This is a genomic window from Streptomyces sp. NPDC096079 (assembly GCF_040303145.1).
In the GTDB taxonomy this organism is placed as follows: Bacteria; Actinomycetota; Actinomycetes; order Streptomycetales; family Streptomycetaceae; genus Streptomyces.
The window spans coordinates 14630-34096 of sequence record NZ_JBEOST010000040.1 but is presented as its reverse complement, the minus strand read 5'-3'; the positions used below and the strand labels follow the sequence as shown (position 1 = coordinate 34096).

Here is a 19467-nt window from a genome sequence, read left to right as displayed (position 1 = left end):
GCGCTTCCTTCGTTTCCGACTCTATCAGATCTTTCCGATCCGATTTCCTCGGTGCTTTCCGGTCCCTTTTGCTTTCGCTCCGGGCCCTTCCGGCGGTTCCGACTCTATCAGATCCTTTCGGCGTCTGATTCCCAGTCAGCGGGGTTTGTCTTTCCGGCTGTTGGGCCGTTCCGACGTCTCAAACTCTAGCGGGTTTCCCCGGCGACTCATAATCGAGTCAATCGAAATGAATTTCGGCATGCCGAAATTCGTCCCGGTAGGGAGTCCGTGCTGAGTAGAGGTGCCGCATCAAGCGGCGGGAGTGGCTGTCGAGGAACCGTTCCGGCTCCGTGACAACTCGGAGAACACTACGCATCCGGCAGGGGTGTGTCAACCCCCACCCGAGGTCCTCAGTCGAGGTCCGTCAGACGGCCGCCGGCGTCCGGCTGGGTGAGCTCCACGCGGCGGAGGAGGCGGATGAGCGCTTCGCCCAGGACGCCCCTCTCCTCCGAGGTCAGGTCCTGGAGGAGCTCCTCCTCGAAGTCGGTGGCCATGCGCATGGCCTCCAGCCACTTCGTGCGGCCCTCGTCCGTCAGCTCGACGATCACGCGGACCCGGTTGTTCTCGTCCCGGTCGCGGGTGACCAGGCCCTCGCCCGCCATGCGGTCGATGCGGTGGGTCATCGCCGCGGGGGTGAGCCCGAGGCGCTTGGCCAGCTCGCCGGGGCCGAGGCGGTAGGGGGCGCCGGCGAGGACGAGGGTCTTGAGGACCTCCCACTCCGCGTTGCTGATGCCGAGGTCGGAGAGCTGGCGGCCGTACGCCACGTTCATCCGGCGGTTCAGCCGGCCGAGCGCGGAGACGACCTTCTCGACCTGGGGGTCGAGCTCGCGGTACTCGCGCTGGTACGCGGCGATCTGCTCGTCGAGGCTCGGCTCCTGGGGAGCGGTGTCGGACATGCCGCCGAGTATCCCACGCCTCTCGTTGGCATTGAAGTCCTTCGGTGTGTACTGTTAAGGCGTTAACTTTAGCGTTGAAGTCTTCAGGGTTCAGACGTACGAGTCTGAACCCTCGACCGAAGTGGGTGAGTGTGACCAAGGCGAGGGGCGCTGCGATGCGCCGGATTCAGGCAGGAAGCGCGCTGAGCGCGTTCGGACTCGGCTTCACCGTCCCGTACCTCTATGTGTACGTGGCGCAGGTGCGGGATCTGGGCGCTGCGACGGCGGGCGTCGTGCTGGCCGTCTTCGCCATGGCCGCACTGGTGGTGCTGCCCTTCAGCGGGCGGGCCATCGACCGGCGCGGGCCCGTGCCCGTGCTGCTGGTGGCCTCGGTCGTCGCCGCCGTGGGCGCGGTGGGCATGGGCTTCGCGTCCAGTGTCCCGGCGGCCGTGGGTGCCGCGGCGCTGCTCGGCGCCGGGACGGCGGTACTCCAGCCGGCCCTGGCGACGATGATCGTCTGGTGCTCGGAGCCCGCGGGCCGTACGCGGGCGTTCGCGATGCAGTTCTTCCTGCAGAACCTCGGTCTCGGCATCGGTGGTCTGATCGGCGGTCTGCTGGTCGACACGAGCCGGCCGGGCAGCTTCATCCTGCTGTTCTCGATCGAGGCGGCGATGTTCCTCGTGCTCGCCGCGATCGTCGGGACCGTCCGGATGCCGGGCTCGCCCGCGCTCCAGGACGCCCGTCCCTCCGAGGGCGGGAAGGGCGGCGGTGTCCGGGCGCTGCTCGGGCACAAGGCCATGGTCCAGCTGTGCGTCCTCGGCTTCGTGCTGTTCTTCGCCTGCTACGGGCAGTTCGAGTCGGGTCTCGCGGCGTACGGCACGGAGGCCGCCGGCATCCAGCCGTCGACGCTCGGGATCGCGCTGGCCGCCAACACGGCGGTGATCGTGGCGGCCCAGTTCCTGGTGCTGCGGTTCGTCGAGCGCCGGAAGCGGACCCGGGTGATCGCGGCCGTGGGTCTGATCTGGACCGTGGCGTGGCTGATCGCCGGGTACGCGGGCCTCGGGCACGGCAGCCAGGCCATGGCGACGGCGGCCTTCGTCTCCACGTACGCCCTCTTCGGGCTCGGTGAGGCGATGCTGTCGCCGACCGTGGCCCCGCTGGTGGCCGATCTGGCGCCGGAGTCGATGGTCGGGCAGTACAACTCGGCGTTCGCCCTGGTGAAGCAGCTGGCGCTGGCCGTCGGTCCGGCCGTGGGCGGGCCCATGGGGGCCGCGCTGCACGGTCCGTACATCGTGACCTTCGTGCTCTTCTCGCTCGGGATCACCTTCCTGGCCCTCCGGCTGGGCAGGCGGCTGGCCCCCGAGCAGGACCAGCCCTCGCTCGCCTTCAAGGCCTCGAAGGTGGTCGCCCGGCACGAGCCCGGGCAGAAGGTCGAGGCCGCGGTCTAGTCCGGCAGGGCGAACTCGCACCAGACCGCTTTGCCGCCCCCGGGCGTGCGGCGGCTCCCCCAGGACGAGGCGATCGTCGCGATGATCGAGATACCGCGACCCGCCTCGTCCTCCGTTTCCGCCCGGCGGCGGCGCGGCAGGTGGTCGTCGCCGTCCGTGACCTCGATGATCAGGCGGCGGTCGGTGCGGCGCAGCCGCAGGCGCATCGGCGGGGTGCCGTGCTGGAGCGAGTTCGCGACGAGCTCGCTGGTGGCGAGGACGCCCAGGTCGCGCAGTTCGACGGGGAAGCGCCAGGACGCCAGGACCCCGGAGGCGAAGGCACGCGCGCGGGGGGCGGCCTCGACCCCGCCGAGGAGTTCCAGGGCGGCGTTGTGGAAGAGCTCGGCGTCCGCGCCCCTCCGGGAGGGGTGCTGGACGACCAGGACGGCGACGTCGTCGTCGTGCTCGGCGGTCACGCCGAGGGCGCGCAGGATCCGGTCGCAGACCACCTGCGGGGTGCCGCCGGCGCCGGAGAGGGCGCGGGCCAGGGCGGCGACGCCCTCGTCGATGTCCTCGCGGCGGCGCTCGACCAGGCCGTCGGTGTAGAGGACGGCGGTGGAGCCGGGCGGCAGGGCGATGGAGCCGGAGGCGTGCAGCCAGCCGCCGGTGCCGAGCGGCGGTCCCGTCGGGTCCTCGGCGCGGCGGACGGTGCCGTCCTCGTCCCGCACGAGGATCGGGAGGTGGCCCGCGGAGGCGTACACCAGCTTGCCCTCGCTGGGGTCGTGGATCGCGTACACACAGGTGGCGATCTGGCTGGCGTCGATCTCGGCGGCGAGGCCGTCGAGGAGCTGGAGGACCTCGTGCGGCGGCAGGTCCAGGCGCGCGTAGGCCCGGACGGCGGTGCGGAGCTGGCCCATGACGGCGGCGGCGCGGACCCCGCGGCCCATGACGTCGCCGATGACGAGCGCGGTGCGGCCCGCGCCGAGGGTGATCACGTCGTACCAGTCGCCGCCGACGGCCGCGTCCGCGACGCCGGGCTGGTAGGTGGCGGCGATCCGCAGGTCGTCGGGCTGCTCCAGCTCCTGCGGGAGCAGGGAGCGCTGGAGGGTGACGGCGGTCTCGCGGTGTCTGCGCTCGCTGGCCCGGAGCCGCTCGGCGGCCTCGGCGTGGTCGGTGACGTCGGCCGCGTGGACGAGGACGCCGCCGCCGTCGAGGCGGGGGCTGTCGACCGGCAGGCAGGTGACCGTGTACGAGCCGCCGTCCTTGGTCCGGCGGGACTTCACCGTGCGGGGCTTGCCGCTGCGGAGCACCTGGTCCATGAGGGGCAGCAGGCCGAGTTCCTCGGCCTCCGGGCAGGTGTCGGCGACGGTGGCGCCGGCGGGGCGGGGGCCGAACGCGGCGGCGTACGCGTCGTTCACGTACGCGATGCGGTGCTCCGGGCCGTACACGAGGGCGACGAGGCCGGGCAGGCGGCCGAGCAGCTCCCGGACGGAGAAGTCCTCCAGGGCGGGGACCTCGGGGGTCTCCGCGCTGTCGGTGAGCTGCTCCAGCTGCTGACCGTACTCACCGCGGGCGGCGGGCACGGAGCCTTCGGTCCCCCGCGCCGCGCGGCGCTGCGTGCCGGGGAGCCGGGCGCTCCAACGGGTGAAGTTCACGGATCTGTATGCCTCGTGGTGTCGGTGCCGTGCAGAGTCACGCTGTGCAGGTGTGAGCCCACCTATGGTCACACGTCCAGTGTGGACGAGTGCACTGACAGTGATGTCAGGACTGCGGCTTGTCGCCGTCGGCGGGGGGTGGGGCCGCGGCGAGTTCGAACTCGGCCCTGGGGTGTTCCAGCGAGCCGAGGGAGACGATCTCCCGTTTGAACAGGCCGGACAGGGTCCATTCGGCGAGCACGCGGGCCTTGCGGTTGAAGGTCGGGACGCGGCTGAGGTGGTAGGCGCGGTGCATGAACCAGGCCGGGTATCCCTTGAGCTTGCGTCCGTAGACGTGGGCGACGCCCTTGTGGAGGCCGAGGGAGGCGACGGATCCCACGTACGCGTGCGCGTACTCCTTGAGCGGCTGTCCACGCAGGGAGGCCGCGACGTTCTCGGCGAGGACCCTGGCCTGGCGGACGGCGTGCTGGGCGTTGGGCGCGCACTCCGTGCCGGGCTCCTGCGCGGTGACGTCGGGGACGGCGGCGGCGTCGCCGGCGGCCCAGGCGTGCGGGGCGCCGTCGACGGCGAGCTGGGCGGTGCAGCGGAGCCTGCCGCGTTCGTTCAGCGGGAGGTCGGTGGCGGCGAGGACGGGCGCGGGTTTCACGCCGGCGGTCCAGACGACGGTGCGGGTGGGCAGGCGGGTGCCGTCGCTGAGGACGGCGACGCGGTCCTCGCAGGAGTCGAGCCGGGTCTCCAGGCGCACGTCGACGTTCCGGCCGCGGAGCTCGCGGATGGCGTACCGGCCCATCTCCTCGCCGACCTCGGGGAGGATCCGGTTCGAGGCCTCGACGAGGACCCAGCGCAGGTCCTCGGGCTTGATGTTGTGGTAGTACCGCGCCGTGTAGCGGGCCATGTCCTCCAGCTCGGCGAGGGCCTCCACGCCCGCGTAGCCGCCGCCGACGAAGACGAAGGTGAGGGCGGCGTCACGGATGGCGGGGTCGCGGGTGGAGGAGGCGATGTCCATCTGCTCGATGACGTGGTTGCGCAGGCCGATGGCCTCCTCGACGGTCTTGAAGCCGATGCCGTGGTCGGCGAGGCCGGGGACCGGGAGGGTGCGGGAGACGGAGCCGGGCGCGATGACCAGCTCGGAGTACGTCATGTCGACGGCCCCGGCGCCCTCCTCCTCGGTGGCGAGGGTGGAGAGGGTCACGGCGCGCTTGGCGTGGTCGACGGACCGGACGGCGCCGATCACGATGCGGCAGCGGTGGAGGACCCGGCGGAGCGGGACGACGACGTGGCGCGGGGAGATCGAACCGGCCGCGGCCTCCGGGAGGAACGGCTGATAGGTCATGTACGGCTCGGGGGTGACCACCACGATCTCGGCGGTGCCCGCTCTGAGCTCGGCCCCGAGCTGCCGCTGGAGGCGCAGCGCGGTGTACATGCCGACGTAGCCACCGCCGACCACGAGAATGCGCGCAGGTTCGGTCACTGTCCCATGACGCACCGCCGTCCGTGGTTTGTCCACAGCCCCGGCAAATTGTGTGACCGGAGGGGTACGGAGGCGCGGGGTGGCGCGTGAGCGGGGTGCGGGGGAAGCCGTGCAGGTCACACCGGGTGGGGAGGGCTCGGAGAGGGGTCGGAAACGGGAGCCTTCCGGGCCTTGCTCCGATCGGGGGGCGCACCGTACGGAACTCCCCCTTCTGAATTGACCCCGACTCAACTATGTTCGTACTTCGTCGGGGTGTCGGATCGGAACGCGCGCGTGGACCGAAGCGCTCGTCCGCCGGAGGCCCCGTGTCAGGGCGGGGAGTCTCCGGGGGGAGACATCATGAGCGGGGGAACGCTTATGCAGATTCAGGATTCACGCTGGCAGTCGGGTGCCGGGACGGCGACCGTCGACGGGCACGTCCCGGGGGCGGCCGAGCCGCGGCTCGGCGTGCCGGTGGCGGGCGGCAGGTCCGCGCCGCTGCGGGTGGACGCCCAGCGCAATCTGGAGCACGTCCTGCGGGCCGCGCGCGAGGTGTTCGGCGAGCTGGGCTACGGGGCTCCGATGGAGGACGTGGCGCGCCGCGCCCGCGTCGGTGTGGGCACCGTGTACCGCCGGTTCCCGAGCAAGGACGTGCTGGTCCGCCGGATAGCCGAGGAGGAGACCTCCCGGCTGACCGAGCAGGCGCGGGCCGCGCTGGGCCAGGAGGACGAGCCGTGGTCGGCGCTCTCCCGGTTCCTGCGGACCTCGGTGGCCTCGGGCGCGGGCCGTCTCCTGCCGCCGCAGGTGCTGCGGGTGGGCGTGGACGAGTCCGGGGTGCCCCTGGTCGCGGTGGACACGGACGACGCGGCGCGGGTGCCGTACCAGCGGGGTCTCGCCGAGCCGTCGGACGCGCGCGTGGTCGCGCCGCGTGCCGTGCCCGCCGAGGAGCGGGACGACGCGGGAGCCTCGGAGCTCCTGGAGGTCGTCGGGCGGCTGGTCGACCGGGCGCGTGAGGCGGGTGAGCTGCGGACGGACGTGACCGTGGCGGACGTCCTCCTCGTCATCGCCACGGCGGCGCCGGCGCTGCCGGACGCGGTGCAGCAGGCGGCGGCCTCGGCGCGGCTCCTCGACATCCTTCTCGAGGGTCTGCGCTCCCGGTAGGACCTTTCGGGGCCTTTGCGCGAACGGTGTTCCTCGTGGTCCGGGCGGACCGCCGCACATGACACGAACGTGTGAGCGGTTACGCCCGGATACGCGAAGTCGCCCCGGACGAGTGGTAAGTGGACGCGGCGCTTCGGCGTGCCCGCGCTCTGTGGCAGGCTGGGCCGGTATTCGGGTCTGAGCGTGCGTACGGGGGCTTCCGCGATGAGCGGTGACAGTCGGGACGATCCGCTGGGCGGCGGCGCGGAGACGGAGACCGGGGGGCTTCCCTCACGGCAGGTTCCGAGCCAGGGCGGGCCGGGCGGTGCCTCCGGAGCACCCTCCGCGGCGACCGGGCCGACCGACCCCGGAGTGCCCCAGCAGCGCGAGGGCAAGCCCGGCGGGCCCGGAAGCAGACCCGGGCCCGTGACGGGGGCCGGCGGCGGCGCCACCCCGCTCGACGAGCCCGACACCGTCCTGCCGCCTCCGCGCGAACTGCCACCCTCCGACGCGGAGCTCGTCCAGCTCATGCGCGACGGCGACGGCTCCGCGTACGAGGAGCTGTTCCGCCGCCACTCCGACGCCGTCCGCCGCTACGCCAGGACCTGCTGCCGGGACGCGCACACCGCCGACGACCTCACCGCCGAGGTGTTCGCCCGCACCCTCCAGGCCGTCCGCGGCGGGGCCGGGCCCGAACAGGCCGTGCGCGCCTACCTCATGACCACCGTCCGGCGGGTCGCGGCGCACTGGGCCAGGACCCAGAAGCGGGAGCACCTCGTCGAGGACTTCGCCGTCTTCGCCGCGGACGCCGCCCGCTCCTCCGAGGTCGCGGACCACGACACGATGGACCTCGGCGCGGACGTCCGCGCCATGCACGAGGCCGAGCGGTCCCTCGCCATGCAGGCCTTCCGCTCGCTGCCCGAGCGCTGGCAGGCCGTGCTGTGGCACACCACCGTCGAGGAGGAGTCCCCGAGCGAGGTCGCCCCGCTCTTCGGACTGACCGCCAACGCCACGGCCGTGCTCGCCAGCCGGGCCCGCGAGGGCCTCAAGCAGGCCTACCTCCAGGCGCACGTCAGCCAGTCCCTGACCGCGGGCGGCGACTGCGCCCGCTACGCGGACCGGCTGGGGGCCTACGCGCGCGGCGGACTGCGGATGCGGGCCGAGCGCGGACTGCGCAAGCACCTGGACGAGTGCGCCAAGTGCCGGCTCGCCGCCGGTGAACTGGCCCATGTGAACGCCGGGATCCCCGCGCTCCTGCCCGTCGCCGTCATCGGCTGGTTCGCCGCCGGGTACACGCTCAAGGCCGCCGGTGTCGTCGTCGGCGGCACCGCCGCCGCGGCCGGGGCGGGTGCCGCGGCCGCCGCCACCGGTTCCTCCGGGGGCGCCGCCTCCGGCGGAGCCGCCGCCGAGGGGCTCGGCGCGCCCGCGAAGGCCGGCCTCGCGGCGGCCATGGCGGTCGCCGCGGCCGCCGGGCTCGTCTGGGCGATGACCGGGGACCCGCAGCCCGTCGCCGCGCCCCGGCCGACGCAGCCGGTCGTCACCCCGATCGTGCCGGAGCCGGCAGCCCCGGCGAAGCCGTCCCCGAAACCCGCGCCGCCCGCCCCGCCGGTGACCTCCGAGCCGCCGCCGCCGGCCCGGACCACACCGGCACCGACGCCGAAGCCCACGCCGAAGCCGACGCCCCCACCGGCCCCGAGGCCCACGCCGAAGCCGAAGGCCACCCCGGCCGCGCCCACACCGACGCCGACACCGACGCCGACCCGGAAGCCCACGCCGAAGCCGACGCCCCCGCCGCCGTCCGTCTACCAGGTCGACGAACTCGACTACGGGATCTTCGGCGACGGCACCAAGCCCGAGGTGTCCCTCTCGGACAGCAGCTGGATGTGGCAGCGCGACAGCCTGTCCGTCAACGGCACCCCGTACGCGCACGGGGTGAGCGTCCACGCGCCGTCCTCGCTGCTCATCGACCTCAACCGGCAGTGCGCGAGCTACGACGCGGTCGTCGGCATCGACGACCTGAGCGCCCCGCTCGGCGTCGGCGGCGTCCGCTTCTCCGTCTACGGGGACGACGAGCGGCTCTGGCGCTCCGACGTCGTCCGGGCGGGCGACCCGCCCGTCCCCGTGCACGTCGACATCTCCGGCCGCGCCACGATCCGGCTCGTGGTGGAGGAGCACACGCCGTTCGGCCGGGCCGCGGTCGCCGACTGGGCGGACTCCCGGATCAGCTGCTCCTGACGGTCCGCCCGAAGTCCGGCGGAGCGGCGGCGAACGGCGCGACGAGGTCCAGGACCCCGTCGACGCCGAGTCCCGTCCCCGCCGCCCGGGCCGCCGCCCGGGCCGGCTCGTCGAGCAGGGCGTGCGCCCGCGCCCGCACGGTCTCCAGGTCCCGGAGCTCGGGGACCGAGCGCGGGACGTCCCGGCGCCACTCCTCGACGGCGGTCATGACCCGTACGGCGAGGACGGCTTCGCCCGCCTCGGCGAGGGTGACGGCGAGCCCCTCCCCCAGGCCGGTGGTGATGAAGTCCGCGCACTGGGCGTCCCGCGCGGCCCGGAGCGCCGTGACGGCCGTGGCGACGGCGGCCGCGCCCTTCCCCTCGTACGCCTCGACGCGGGCGGCGATTCCCGTCACCACCGCCTCGAAGTGTGGTGGCGGGGTGCCGAGGGCGACCGTCCGCCCGGCCTCCTCCAGGTGGACGCGGGCCTCCGCGATGTCGCGGCGGTGCAGGGCGAAGGCGGCGCGGAGGAAGCAGACGTACGTCTGGCTGTCCCGTACGTGGTAGCGCTCGGCCTCCCTTGCGGCCTGGTCGAGGATCGTCACGGCGGTCTCCAGGTCGCCGGTGCGGTACGACAGTTCGGCGAGCCTGGCGAGGAGGAAGGGGGCCTCGGCGTGGGCGCCGACCTCACGGGCGAGCCCGAGGGCCTCCTCGTACGCCTCGCCCGCCTCCGTGTGCCGCCCGCGCATCGTGTACGCCTCGCCCGCCGCGCTCGCGATCTGCGCCGCCATCCAGCGGTCGCCGACCCGCCGGGCGATGACGCGGAGTTCGGCCAGGGCCTCGTCGACGTCCGGCATGCCGCCGGGCATGTCGACGACCATGTGCGTGCGGAACATCAGGCTGACGCCCAGCTCCCAGTCGCCGCCGTGGCGGCGGCAGTTGTCGACGGCCGTGTCGAGGAACGCGCGGATCGTGAACGGGTCCTCGGTCAGGTACGCGGTGAAGGGCCACAGCAGGCCCGGGAAACGGGCCGCCTCGGGGCCGGGGTCCGACCCGAACGCCTCGCGCACGCGCCGGATGAGCGCGAGGGTCTCCGGCTCCTTGAAGTCCCCCATCGTCTGGCTCTCGACCGCGAGGAAGAAGTACAGCATCCGCAGGTGCATGCGGGGCCAGTACCGGGGATCGGCGGCGTCGTCCGGATCGTCGCCGAGGTCGACCGCGCGGCCGGCCCAGGCCAGGCCCTCGGGACGGTAGTTGCGCAGCCACCAGAACCAGCCCATGGCGAAGACGAGCCGCAGGGCCGCGGTCTCGTCGGGGGCCGTGACGAGGGTGCGGTGCAGGGCGGCGCGGACGTTGTCGAGGTCGCGCTCCAGGGTGTCGATCCAGGGCAGCTGCTCCGCCGAACGGAGCATCGGCTCGGCCGTCTCGGCGAGCGCCGTGAAGTGGGCGGTGTGGGTGGCCTCGGCGGCGGCGAGCAGCTCCGGTTCCTCGGCGGCGCGCTCGGTCGCGTACTCGTGGATGGTCTCCAGGAGGCGGTAGCGCATCTCGCCGCCCTCGGCGGGCGCGGCGACGACGAGGGACTTGTCGACGAGGGCGCCCAGGGCGTCCGCGGCGTGCGGGGAGAGGGCCTCGGCGGCGGCCAGGTCCCAGCCGCCGGCGAAGACGGACACCTGCCGGAACAGGGTGCGCTCGGCGGGGTCGAGGAGGTCCCAGGACCAGTCGACGACCGCGCGGAGGGTCTGCTGGCGGGGCAGGACGGTCCGCGAGCCGGAGGTGAGGAGGCGGAAGCGGTCGTCGAGCCGGTCGGCTATCTGGCGCGGGGTGAGGAGCCTGAGCCGGGCGGCGGCCAGTTCGATGGCGAGCGGCAGGCCGTCGAGGCGGCGGCAGATCTCGTCGACGGCCTCGCCGCCGTCGCGGGCGAGGTCGAAGGAGGGGCGGACGGTGCGGGCCCGCTCGGCGAAGAGGCGGTGGGCCGGGTCCGGCGGGAGGGGCTCGACGGGGCGGACGGACTCGCCGGGGACGCCGAGGGGCTCCCGGCTGGTGGCGAGGATGCGGAGCTGCGGGCAGTGGGTGAGCAGGGTCTCGGCGAGGGCGGCGGCCGCGTCGATGACGTGCTCGCAGTTGTCGAGGACCAGGAGCAGCGGGCGGCGGGCCAGGTGCTCGACGAGCTGGGCGGTGGGGTCGTCCTTGAGGGGCACGCCGTCGCGGGTGATCAGGTTGATCTCGCGGAGGCGGAGGGCGGACAGGACGGCGCCGGGGAGGGCCTCGGGGTCGTCGAGCGGGGCGAGTTCGGCGATCCAGGCGGCGGGGCCCGCGGCCCGGAGCGCGGCCTCCTCGGCGAGCCGGGTCTTGCCGGAGCCGCCGGGTCCGGTGAGCGTGACGAGCCGGGAGCGCTTCAGGTCGGCGTGGAGTGCGGCGAGCTCGGGCTCCCGGCCGACGAAGGAGGTGAGCCGGGGCCGGATGTTCCCGGCTTCGGGGCCGGGGGCGGCGGCGGGGGGAGCGGCGGCGGGGGGACTGTCGGCGGCCTGAAGGGGCGCGGGCGGCTGGGTCGTGGGACCTGTCGCCGGTGCCGAGGGGCCCGGGGCCGAGGGGGCGGGTGCCGAGGAGCCCGGGGCCGAGGGGCCCGGGGCCGAGGGGGCGGGTGCCGAGGAGCCCGGGGCCGAGGGGCCTCCGGCAGGGGGCGGCGCGCCGTGGTCCGGGGTCGGGAGGCCGGCGCCCGAGGAGGCCTCGCCCGGGTGCGCGGGGCCGGGCGGCGGGGCCGTGACGGGGCCCCGGGTGGTCCGGCCTCGGGCCGGGGGCGCGCCGGTGAGGAGTTCCCGGTGGAGGGCGGTGAGCTCGGGGCCCGGGTCGGTGCCGAGGGCGTCCGCGAGGGTGCGGCGGGCCGACTCGTACGCGGCGAGGGCGTCGGCGTGGCGGCCCTCGGCGCGCAGGGCGCGGATGAGCTGGGCGCGGAAGGCCTCGTCGTAGGGGTACGTGGTGGTGAGCTCGGTCAGCTCCGGTACGAGCCCGTCGGTGGCGCCCCGGCGCAGATCGGCCTCGACGCGCTGCCGGAGCGCGGCGAGCCGCTGGGCCTCGGGGCGGACGCCCGCCGCGTCGGGGAGGTCGGCGAGGGCGGGGCCGCGGAAGAGGCCGAGGGCCTCGCGGAGGAGGGCGGCGGCGGTGTCGGGGTCGTCGGCGTCGAGGCGGGCGGCGCCGTCCCTGGCCTGGCGCTGGAAGACGTACAGGTCGATGTCGTCGGGGGAGGCGGCGAGACGGTAGCCGGGTCCGGGGGTGGAGGCGACGGCCTCTTTGCCGAGGGTCCGGCGGAGGCGGCCGACCAGGGCCTGGAGGGCGGCGGGGGTGTCCTGCGGCGGGTCGTCCCCGTACACGTCGTCGGCGAGCTCGCCGACGGAGACGGCCCGTCCGCCGCGCAGCGCGAGCGCGGCGAGCAGCGCGCGCAGCCGGGCACCGCCGAGGGGAAGGGGGGTGCCGTCGGGACGAAGGGCCTCGGTGGTGCCGAGGATGAGATACCGCACCGACCCATTGTGTCGGCAGCCCGGTGCCCGCGCCTCGGGGTTTACCCGGGTGTCAGAACGTCGAGGTGTCGAGCTCGAAGCCGAGGGGGTGGGGAAGCGGGACGACTGTCCCCAGCTTGTGGATGGACTTGTGGCCGTAGTCGTCACCGGAAGGACCGGAGCAGACGACGGCCTCGCCGGCCTCGCGGTCGATCATCAGGTAGACGGGAATGTCGGCCCGGGCGTAGGCGCGGATCTTCTGGACGCGGTCGCGGCCCGCTGTGGAGGAGGAAGTCACCTCGGCGACGAGGAGGACGGGGTCGGCGGCGTGCCACTCCAGCTGGTCGTCGAAGCTGCCCTTGGGCGCGATGACGAGGTCGGGGATGACCCTGAGCGGGTCGGTGGTCCCCGGAAGGCTGATGCCGATGCCCGTGAAGTTGCGGAGCTCCTTATCGACGCGGCGGGCGATGACCTGTTCCACCATCTCCGTCACGATCTCCTCGTGCTCACCGTTGGCCGGAGGCACCACGTAGATCTCCCCTTCGATCAGCTCCACACGCCAGCCCTTGGGGGCCAGTGCACTGAACAGCTCGAAGGTCTCCTGGGTACTCGCGCCCTCGCGGTCGGGCAGTCCCTCGGAGAACGACTCCTCCGGGACCGGCAACGGCATGGCCATGGCGGGCCTCCTTCGCTCGGGTGCGACGGTTTCAGCTTAGGTCCGCCCTGGGGCCGAGACCCGGAAGGTGTTCACTCGAACGAGCATGCTGGGACGTTTCACCTGCTCGGCGCAGCTCACGCCGGCAGCGACCTCGACGCCGGGACCAGTGGCCCCTGGACCGCGCGGTGGGCCCGGGGCTCCGTCGTGTTGGTCCAGCAGGAGCCCCGGCGGGCCAGGAGGCGGCGGAGCCAGAGCTCGGTGGAGACCAGGTCGGCGAGGCCGTCGAGGGGGACGGGCGCGCCGTCGGTCGCCGCGCGGAGGGCCTCGCGGACCACGCGCGCGTCGATCAGGCCCGCGTCCGCGAGGAGCGGGGCGTCGAAGAGGGCGAGGAGCTGGGGGAGCGCGACGCGCAGGCCCGCGCGCGTGGCGGCGGCCGGGACGGCCGGGTGCGGGGCGCCCCAGCCCGGGGGCAGTTCGCGGACGCCCGCGCCGGAGAGCACCGTGCGCAGGACGCCGGCCCGGGCGTCCGGCTGGACGCGCAGTGATTCGGGGAGCTCGCGGCAGGCCCGTACGACCTGGTTGTCGAGGAAGGGGGCGTGCAGGCGCTGGCCGCGGATCTCGGCGGCCTGCTCCAGGACGCGGTGGTCGGCCGCCGCGCGGGCGAGGGCGGCACGCGCGCGTGCCTCACCGGGGCGCTGCACGGAGGTCGGGAGGGTCGCCGCCCGGTTCAGGCGAACCGATACTTCTGCGAGGGCCTCCCCCGTCAGCCAGCGCGCCGCCGGGCCCGGCCGTGACCAGGCGAGGGCGGACAGCGAGGCCTCCAGGGGGCCGAAGCCGTCCGGGGCCGTGCGGTTCGCCTCCAGGACCCGCCGGGCCGCCGCCTCCAGACCCGTCCGGTACGGGGTGCGGGCCAGTTTCCGCGCCGCCCGGTAGACGGTCAGCGGCACCAGGAGCGACCCCGCCGAAGGACCCGAGGCCTTGGCGAGCGCCGTCACGGGCCGCACCAGGGAGCGGCGCCTGCGGTCCATCAGGAGGTCGGCGAGGCGCGCCGGGTGCGCGTCCAGGACCTGCTTCGCGCCCATGCCGGTGAAGTGGTCGGCGCTGCCCCCCGCGAGCCGCCTGCGGTGCCGCTCGGCGATGACCAGGGCGGGCCCCGGCTCGTCGGTGAGCGGCCCGTCGAGCGCCGCGTACGGCAGCGCCTCCTCGCCGCCCGCGACGACCACGTGGTGCAGCCGGGGGTCGGCGGCGATCACGCGCGCCCGCTCCAGCTCCGCCGTGCGGCGCGAGCCGGCCCTGGTCGCCAGGTCGTTGAACGTGACGGCGAGCAGCCGCTCCCCCGCGCCCGTGCCGTGCCCGGTGAGCGTGCCCGGCACACCCGGCAGGCCCGCCGCGAGCAGGGCGAGCGTTCCGGAGGCGCTGCCGCCGGACAGGTCGGCGCCGATGCCGGGCGCCGGGCCGGCGCCCCGGGCCGCGCGCCGGTCGGCGGGGCCCATGCCGGGGACGGGTCCGGGGTCGGGGAGCGGCACCTCGGGGGCGTGCCGGGGCGCGGTGAGCCGGGCCCGTACCGCCTCGACCAGGGCGTCCCGCACCCCTTCGACGGCCTGCCGGGGGTCGGCCTCGGGCGCGGCGACGGCGAGCGAGGCCACCTGCTCGTAGCCGGTGATCTCGCGCGAGCCCTCCCGCAGGATCAGGGCGTGGCCGGGCGGCACCCGCCGCACTCCCTCGTACGGGGTGGAGTCCCGCAGCGCCTCCGGGGTCTCGGGGCAGGCGAGCAGTGCGGCGAGGTGGCCGATGTCGAGCTGGGCCTCGACGAGGTCGGCGAGCGGCAGGGCGGCGGTGGCGTACGCGGTGCCGCCCTGCCACGGGGTGTGGAACACCGGCCGGGCGCCCGCGAGGTCACCGGTGACGGTGACGCGGCGGCCGGTCCTGACGACGGCGGTGTAGCTCCCGGCCCAGGCGGTCAGGTGCCGCAACGCGCCCCCGCGCGCGGTGAGCAGGCCGATCCGCAGTTCCTCGTCGCTCGCGGCGCAGCAGCCGAACACGGCGAGGCGGGTCCGGTCGTCGACGGCCACCACGCGCACCTCGTCGGGGCGCCAGTCGCCGACCGCCCAGAGCGGATCGGGGTCGCCCCACAGGAGCTGTGCGCCCACCGGTTGCACCGTGCGCCCCTCGGTCGCGGGGCCGGCCTGGTGATCGTACGGAGAGCCGGAGACGTACGTGCCGTTCACGGCTCCCGCCCGGCCCCCGGTGGTCGTTGCGAAGCTCGCGGCGACACTGCTCCAGCCCACCAGCCATCGCATCGGCGCCTCCACATCCGTTTCGGTGGAGGACATGCTGCCATGACAACGGCGCACGGGGCGGGGTCCGGAGGCACGCGCGCGAAAGCCGAATGCGCCCCTGGCATGGGCCAGTTGATGATCGCCGAAGTGCCGGATGCACACCGGCGTCATTCGGCCAAATATCGATCCCCGCCGGAGGTTTCGGACGGCGTCCGGGCGGCTCGCCGGACACCGGCAGCCCGGGAGGCGCTCCCGCCTCCCGGTGCCGTCCGCCGCCCGCGGGGAATGGGGCGGCAGTGTCCCCCAGCCCACTGGTCCGGGACACCGTTCCCGGCCGAGCGGGCCGACCCACGCGAGATTCATGGAAGCGCTCCCCCGCCGGCCGGACGAGAGCGCACGGCCGGGCGCACGGCCACACGGCGGGAGCACGAGCCGCTCGGCCGGCCCGGCTCGTCGCACGTTCACACAACAATCTCGCCATACGGAACACCGCCCCTTAACGGTGGGGATGCGGCGAACTACGCTGTGTTTACGAATGCCGCACGCCTATGCCCGGCGTCGTGGCGGCCGTCTGTGTTGTCGAGGGGTGGCGTCATGTCCAGGGAGCAACGCGGGCCGAACGAAAAGCTCGGCACGGTTCTCGCCCTCGCGGGAATCAGCAACGCCGGGCTCGCCCGGCGCGTCAACGACCTCGGAGCGCAACGGGGTCTGACGCTTCGTTACGACAAGACCTCGGTCGCCCGGTGGGTGTCCAAGGGCATGGTGCCGCAGGGCGCCGCCCCGCACCTGATCGCCGCCGCGATCGGGCAGAAGCTGGGCCGGCCCGTGCCGCTGCACGAGATCGGGCTCGCGGACGCCGACCCCGCGCCCGAGGTGGGGCTCGCCTTCCCGCGCGACGTGGGCGAGGCGGTCCGCTCGGCCACCGATCTGTACCGGCTGGATCTCGCCGGGCGGCGGGCCGGCGGGGGCGGCATCTGGCAGTCGCTCGCCGGATCCTTCGCGGTCAGCGCGTACGCGACGCCCGCCTCCCGCTGGCTGATAACCCCGGCCGACCCGTCGGTGGAGCGCGACATCCCGCACCCCGGCCCGGGCGCCGGCTCCGCGGCGGCCGCGGCGGAGCACGTGCGCGTGGGCCACAGCGACGTCGCCAAGCTCCGCGAGGCCGCCGAGGACGCGCGCCGCTGGGATTCCAAGTACGGCGGCGGGGACTGGCGTTCGTCGATGGTGCCCGAGTGCTTACGCGTGGACGCGGCGCCGCTGCTGCTCGGCTCGTACTCGGACGAGGTCGGGCGGAACCTGTTCGGCGCGACCGCCGAGCTCACCCGGCTCGCGGGCTGGATGGCCTTCGACACCGGGCAGCAGGAGGCCGCCCAGCGGTACTACATCCAGGCGCTGCGGCTCGCCCGCGCCGCCGCCGACGTGCCCCTCGGCGGGTACGTCCTGGCCTCCATGTCCCTCCAGGCCACCTACCGGGGCTTCGCCGACGAGGGCGTCGACCTCGCGCAGGCGGCGCTCGAACGGAACCGGGGGCTCGCCACCGCCCGCACCATGTCCTTCTTCCGGCTCGTCGAGGCCCGCGCGCACGCCAAGGCCGGCGACGGGGCCGCCGCCGCGGGCGCGCTGAAGTCCGCCGAGGGCTGGCTGGAGCGCTCCCGGGAGGGCGACGCCGACCCGACCTGGCTCGGCTTCTACTCGTACGACCGGTTCTGCGCGGACGCCGCCGAGTGCTACCGGGACCTGCGGATGCCGCGCGAGGTGCGGCGCTTCACGGAGCAGGCGCTGTCCCGGCCGACGGAGGAGTTCGTCCGCTCGCACGGGCTGCGGCTCGTGGTGTCGGCGGTGGCCGAGTTGGAGTCCGGGAACCTGGACGCGGCCTGCGCGGCCGGCACGCGCGCGGTGGAGGTGGCGGGCCGGATCTCCTCGGCGCGGACGACCGAGTACGTACGGGACCTGCTGCACCGGCTCGAACCGTACGGGGACGAGCCTCGTGTGATGGAGCTGCGCGAGCGGGCCCGGCCGCTGCTCGTGACTCCGGCGTGAGACGCTGCCGGCGCCCCGACGTGACACGCGTCCCACGGTGCGGGCGTTTAGCGGCATTGTCAGTGGGCCAGTGCACTATCGGGGGTGGGAGGTGGCGCTGGTGTTTGACTGTGACGTGCTGGTGATCGGCGGAGGGATCGTCGGTCTGTCGACGGCGTACGCCCTGACGCGCGCCGCCCCCGGCACCCGGGTCACGGTCCTGGAGAAGGAGCACGCCCTCGCGCGCCACCAGACGGGGCGCAACAGCGGGGTGATCCACAGCGGGATCTACTACCGCCCGGGCTCGCTCAAGGCGCGGTACGCGGTCGAGGGCGCGGCCGAGATGGTCAAGTTCTGCGCGGAGTGGGGCATTCCGTACGAGGTGACGGGGAAGATCATCGTCGCCACGGACCGCGAGGAGCTGCCCCGGCTGCACGCGCTCGTGCAGCGCGGCCGGGAGAACGGCATCCCGGTGCGCGAGCTCGGCCCGGCGCAGATCAGCGAGTACGAGCCGCGGGTGCGGGGGCTGGCCGCGATCCACGTCGGCACGACCGGGATCTGCGACTACGGGGCGGTGTCGGAGCGGCTCGCCGCGGCCTCCGAGGCCCGGATCCTGTACGGCGCGGAGGTCACCGCCATCGACCGGCGGCCCTGGGGCGTCGCCGTGGCCACGGCGGACGGGCGCGTGGTGCGGGCGAAGGTCCTGGTGAACTGCGCGGGGCTGCACTGCGACCGGATCGCGCGGCTCGCGGGCGACGACCCGGGCATGCGGATCGTGCCGTTCCGGGGCGAGTACTACGAGCTCGCCGACCCCTCGCTGGTCCGCGGCCTGGTCTATCCCGTCCCCGACCCGGCCTTCCCGTTCCTCGGGGTGCATCTGACCCGGGGCATCGACGGCGGCGTCCACATCGGGCCGAACGCCGTCCCGGCGCTCGCGAAGGAGGGGTACGGCTGGTCCGTCGTCCGCCCGCGCGAGCTGGGCGCCACCCTGGCGTGGCCCGGCTCGTGGGCGATCGCCCGCGAGCACTGGCGGTACGGCGCGGGCGAGCTGCACCGGTCGCTGTCGAAGCGGGCCTTCACGGAGGCGGTCCGGCGGCTGCTGCCGGTCGTCGACGAGTCCGACCTGCGGCGGGCGGCGCCGGGGGTGCGGGCGCAGGCGGTGCTGCGGGACGGGACGCTGGTCGACGACTTCCTGTTCCGCGAGGCGCCGCGGACGGTCCACGTGCTGAACGCGCCTTCGCCCGCGGCGACGGCGTCCCTCCCGATCGGCCGCGAGGTCGCGGCCCGGGCCCTGGCCCGGCTGTAGCCCCGCCCGCCGCCGGCGCGACGGACCGCCACCACCGGCCGTGGGTCCGCCCGGCCGTGGCCCCGACCGGCCGTGGGCCCGCGGCCCGCGGCCGGTCGCCGTAGAATCGGGCGCATTGTGTCTGAGGAGATTGAGAGCGGGCCGCAGCCCGTCGCGCGTCGTGGCAGTCGGATGTTCGCCCCCGGCGAGGGCCCCATGCCCGATCCCGCCGGAGCCCATCACGAGCGGCGGATCCGGAGCTTCCAGCCGCGCCGCAGCCGGGTCACGTACGGGCAGGCCGAGGCCATGCTGAAGCGCTGGCCCGACTGGGGCCTCGACATCGACGGCAAGCGGGTCCTCGATCTCGAAGAGATGTTCGAGGGGCTTCCGGTCGTCCTGGAGATCGGCTTCGGCATGGGCGAGGCCACCGCCCAGATGGCCGCCGCCGACCCCGGCACCGGCATCCTCGCCGTGGACGTGCACACCCCCGGCCAGGGCAACCTCCTCGGTCTCGCCGACCGCAACGGGCTCACCAACGTCCGGGTCGCCAACGGCGACGCGATCATCCTGCTCCGCGAGATGATCGGCGACGCCGCCCTCGACGGCTGCCGGGTCTACTTCCCGGACCCGTGGCCGAAGGCGCGCCACCACAAGCGGCGGCTGATCCAGCCCGAGTTCCTCAGCCTCCTCGCGCCGCGCATGAAGCCCGGGGCCGTGCTGCACTGCGCCACGGACTGGGAGGAGTACGCCGTACAGATGCTGGAGGTCCTCTCCGCGCATCCGGACTACGAGAACACGCAGGCCGACGGCGGTTACGCGCCCCGCCCCGAGTTCCGTCCCCTCACCCGCTTCGAGGGCCAGGGGCTCGACAAGGGCCACGTCGTCCACGATCTCCTCTTCCGGAGGAAGTGACCCGGCTGTCCGTGGGGGTCG

The 19467-nt window shown here is 74.6% G+C and carries 12 protein-coding genes; 6 read left to right on the top strand and 6 right to left on the bottom strand.

Annotated features, from left to right (window positions below; translation table 11 throughout):
• Nucleotides 1–389: 389 nt before the first annotated feature.
• Complete coding sequence (locus ABTY59_RS36910) at nucleotides 390–935, bottom strand: MarR family winged helix-turn-helix transcriptional regulator (protein ID WP_352023521.1); 546 nt, start codon at nucleotides 933–935, stop codon at nucleotides 390–392.
• 155 nt (nucleotides 936–1090) lie between these two features.
• Between ABTY59_RS36910 and ABTY59_RS36905 the strand changes: the two genes are divergently transcribed.
• The gene (locus tag ABTY59_RS36905; protein ID WP_352023520.1) at nucleotides 1091–2362 is read left to right on the top strand and encodes an MFS transporter; all 1272 of its coding nucleotides are present in this window, start codon (nucleotides 1091–1093) and stop codon (nucleotides 2360–2362) included.
• On the opposite strand, the gene ABTY59_RS36900 is transcribed toward ABTY59_RS36905, so the two are convergent.
• Together ABTY59_RS36900 and ABTY59_RS36895 are read right to left on the bottom strand one after the other, a co-directional pair.
• Nucleotides 2359–3996, bottom strand: coding sequence for an ATP-binding SpoIIE family protein phosphatase (locus ABTY59_RS36900; protein WP_352023519.1), 1638 nt, complete (start codon nucleotides 3994–3996; stop codon nucleotides 2359–2361). The genes ABTY59_RS36905 and ABTY59_RS36900 overlap by 4 nt on opposite strands.
• Before the next feature lie 106 nt (nucleotides 3997–4102).
• On the bottom strand, nucleotides 4103–5467 hold the full coding sequence (locus ABTY59_RS36895; RefSeq protein WP_352023518.1) for an NAD(P)/FAD-dependent oxidoreductase: 1365 nt from the start codon (nucleotides 5465–5467) through the stop codon (nucleotides 4103–4105).
• A 357-nt stretch (nucleotides 5468–5824) separates the two neighbouring features.
• Between ABTY59_RS36895 and ABTY59_RS36890 the strand changes: the two genes are divergently transcribed.
• Complete coding sequence (locus tag ABTY59_RS36890; protein ID WP_403542862.1) at nucleotides 5825–6607, top strand: TetR/AcrR family transcriptional regulator; 783 nt, start codon at nucleotides 5825–5827, stop codon at nucleotides 6605–6607.
• A gap of 204 nt (nucleotides 6608–6811) precedes the next feature.
• Nucleotides 6812–8821 (top strand): sigma-70 family RNA polymerase sigma factor, encoded by a 2010-nt coding sequence (locus ABTY59_RS36885; RefSeq protein WP_352023516.1) that lies wholly within the window; start codon nucleotides 6812–6814, stop codon nucleotides 8819–8821.
• On the opposite strand, the gene ABTY59_RS36880 is transcribed toward ABTY59_RS36885, so the two are convergent.
• From ABTY59_RS36880 to ABTY59_RS36870, 3 genes are all read right to left on the bottom strand, one after another.
• Nucleotides 8808–12314 carry an AfsR/SARP family transcriptional regulator gene (locus tag ABTY59_RS36880; RefSeq protein ID WP_352023515.1) on the bottom strand — a complete coding sequence of 1169 codons (3507 nt, stop codon included), beginning with the start codon at nucleotides 12312–12314 and terminating at the stop codon, nucleotides 8808–8810. The two genes, ABTY59_RS36885 and ABTY59_RS36880, sit on opposite strands and share 14 nt — an antisense overlap.
• A 52-nt stretch (nucleotides 12315–12366) precedes the next feature.
• A complete protein-coding gene (locus tag ABTY59_RS36875) occupies nucleotides 12367–12963 on the bottom strand; it encodes a Uma2 family endonuclease (protein WP_403542869.1) in 597 nt (198 codons plus the stop codon).
• A 122-nt stretch (nucleotides 12964–13085) separates the two neighbouring features.
• Nucleotides 13086–15251 carry an asparagine synthase-related protein gene (locus ABTY59_RS36870; protein ID WP_352023524.1) on the bottom strand — a complete coding sequence of 722 codons (2166 nt, stop codon included), beginning with the start codon at nucleotides 15249–15251 and terminating at the stop codon, nucleotides 13086–13088.
• A 573-nt stretch (nucleotides 15252–15824) separates the two neighbouring features.
• Between ABTY59_RS36870 and ABTY59_RS36865 the strand changes: the two genes are divergently transcribed.
• The 3 genes from ABTY59_RS36865 to trmB all read left to right on the top strand — a co-directional run bounded on the left by ABTY59_RS36865 (nucleotide 15825) and on the right by trmB (nucleotide 19446).
• Nucleotides 15825–17270: an NsdA family TPR-like regulatory protein gene (locus ABTY59_RS36865; protein ID WP_352023513.1), complete on the top strand. Its 1446-nt coding sequence runs from the start codon at nucleotides 15825–15827 to the stop codon at nucleotides 17268–17270.
• A gap of 100 nt (nucleotides 17271–17370) precedes the next feature.
• Entirely contained in the window at nucleotides 17371–18555 is a 1185-nt protein-coding gene (gene lhgD, locus ABTY59_RS36860) for an L-2-hydroxyglutarate dehydrogenase (protein ID WP_352023512.1), read from the top strand.
• A 171-nt stretch (nucleotides 18556–18726) separates the two neighbouring features.
• Nucleotides 18727–19446 carry a tRNA (guanosine(46)-N7)-methyltransferase TrmB gene (trmB, locus tag ABTY59_RS36855; protein ID WP_352023523.1) on the top strand — a complete coding sequence of 240 codons (720 nt, stop codon included), beginning with the start codon at nucleotides 18727–18729 and terminating at the stop codon, nucleotides 19444–19446.
• Nucleotides 19447–19467 lie beyond the last annotated feature (21 nt).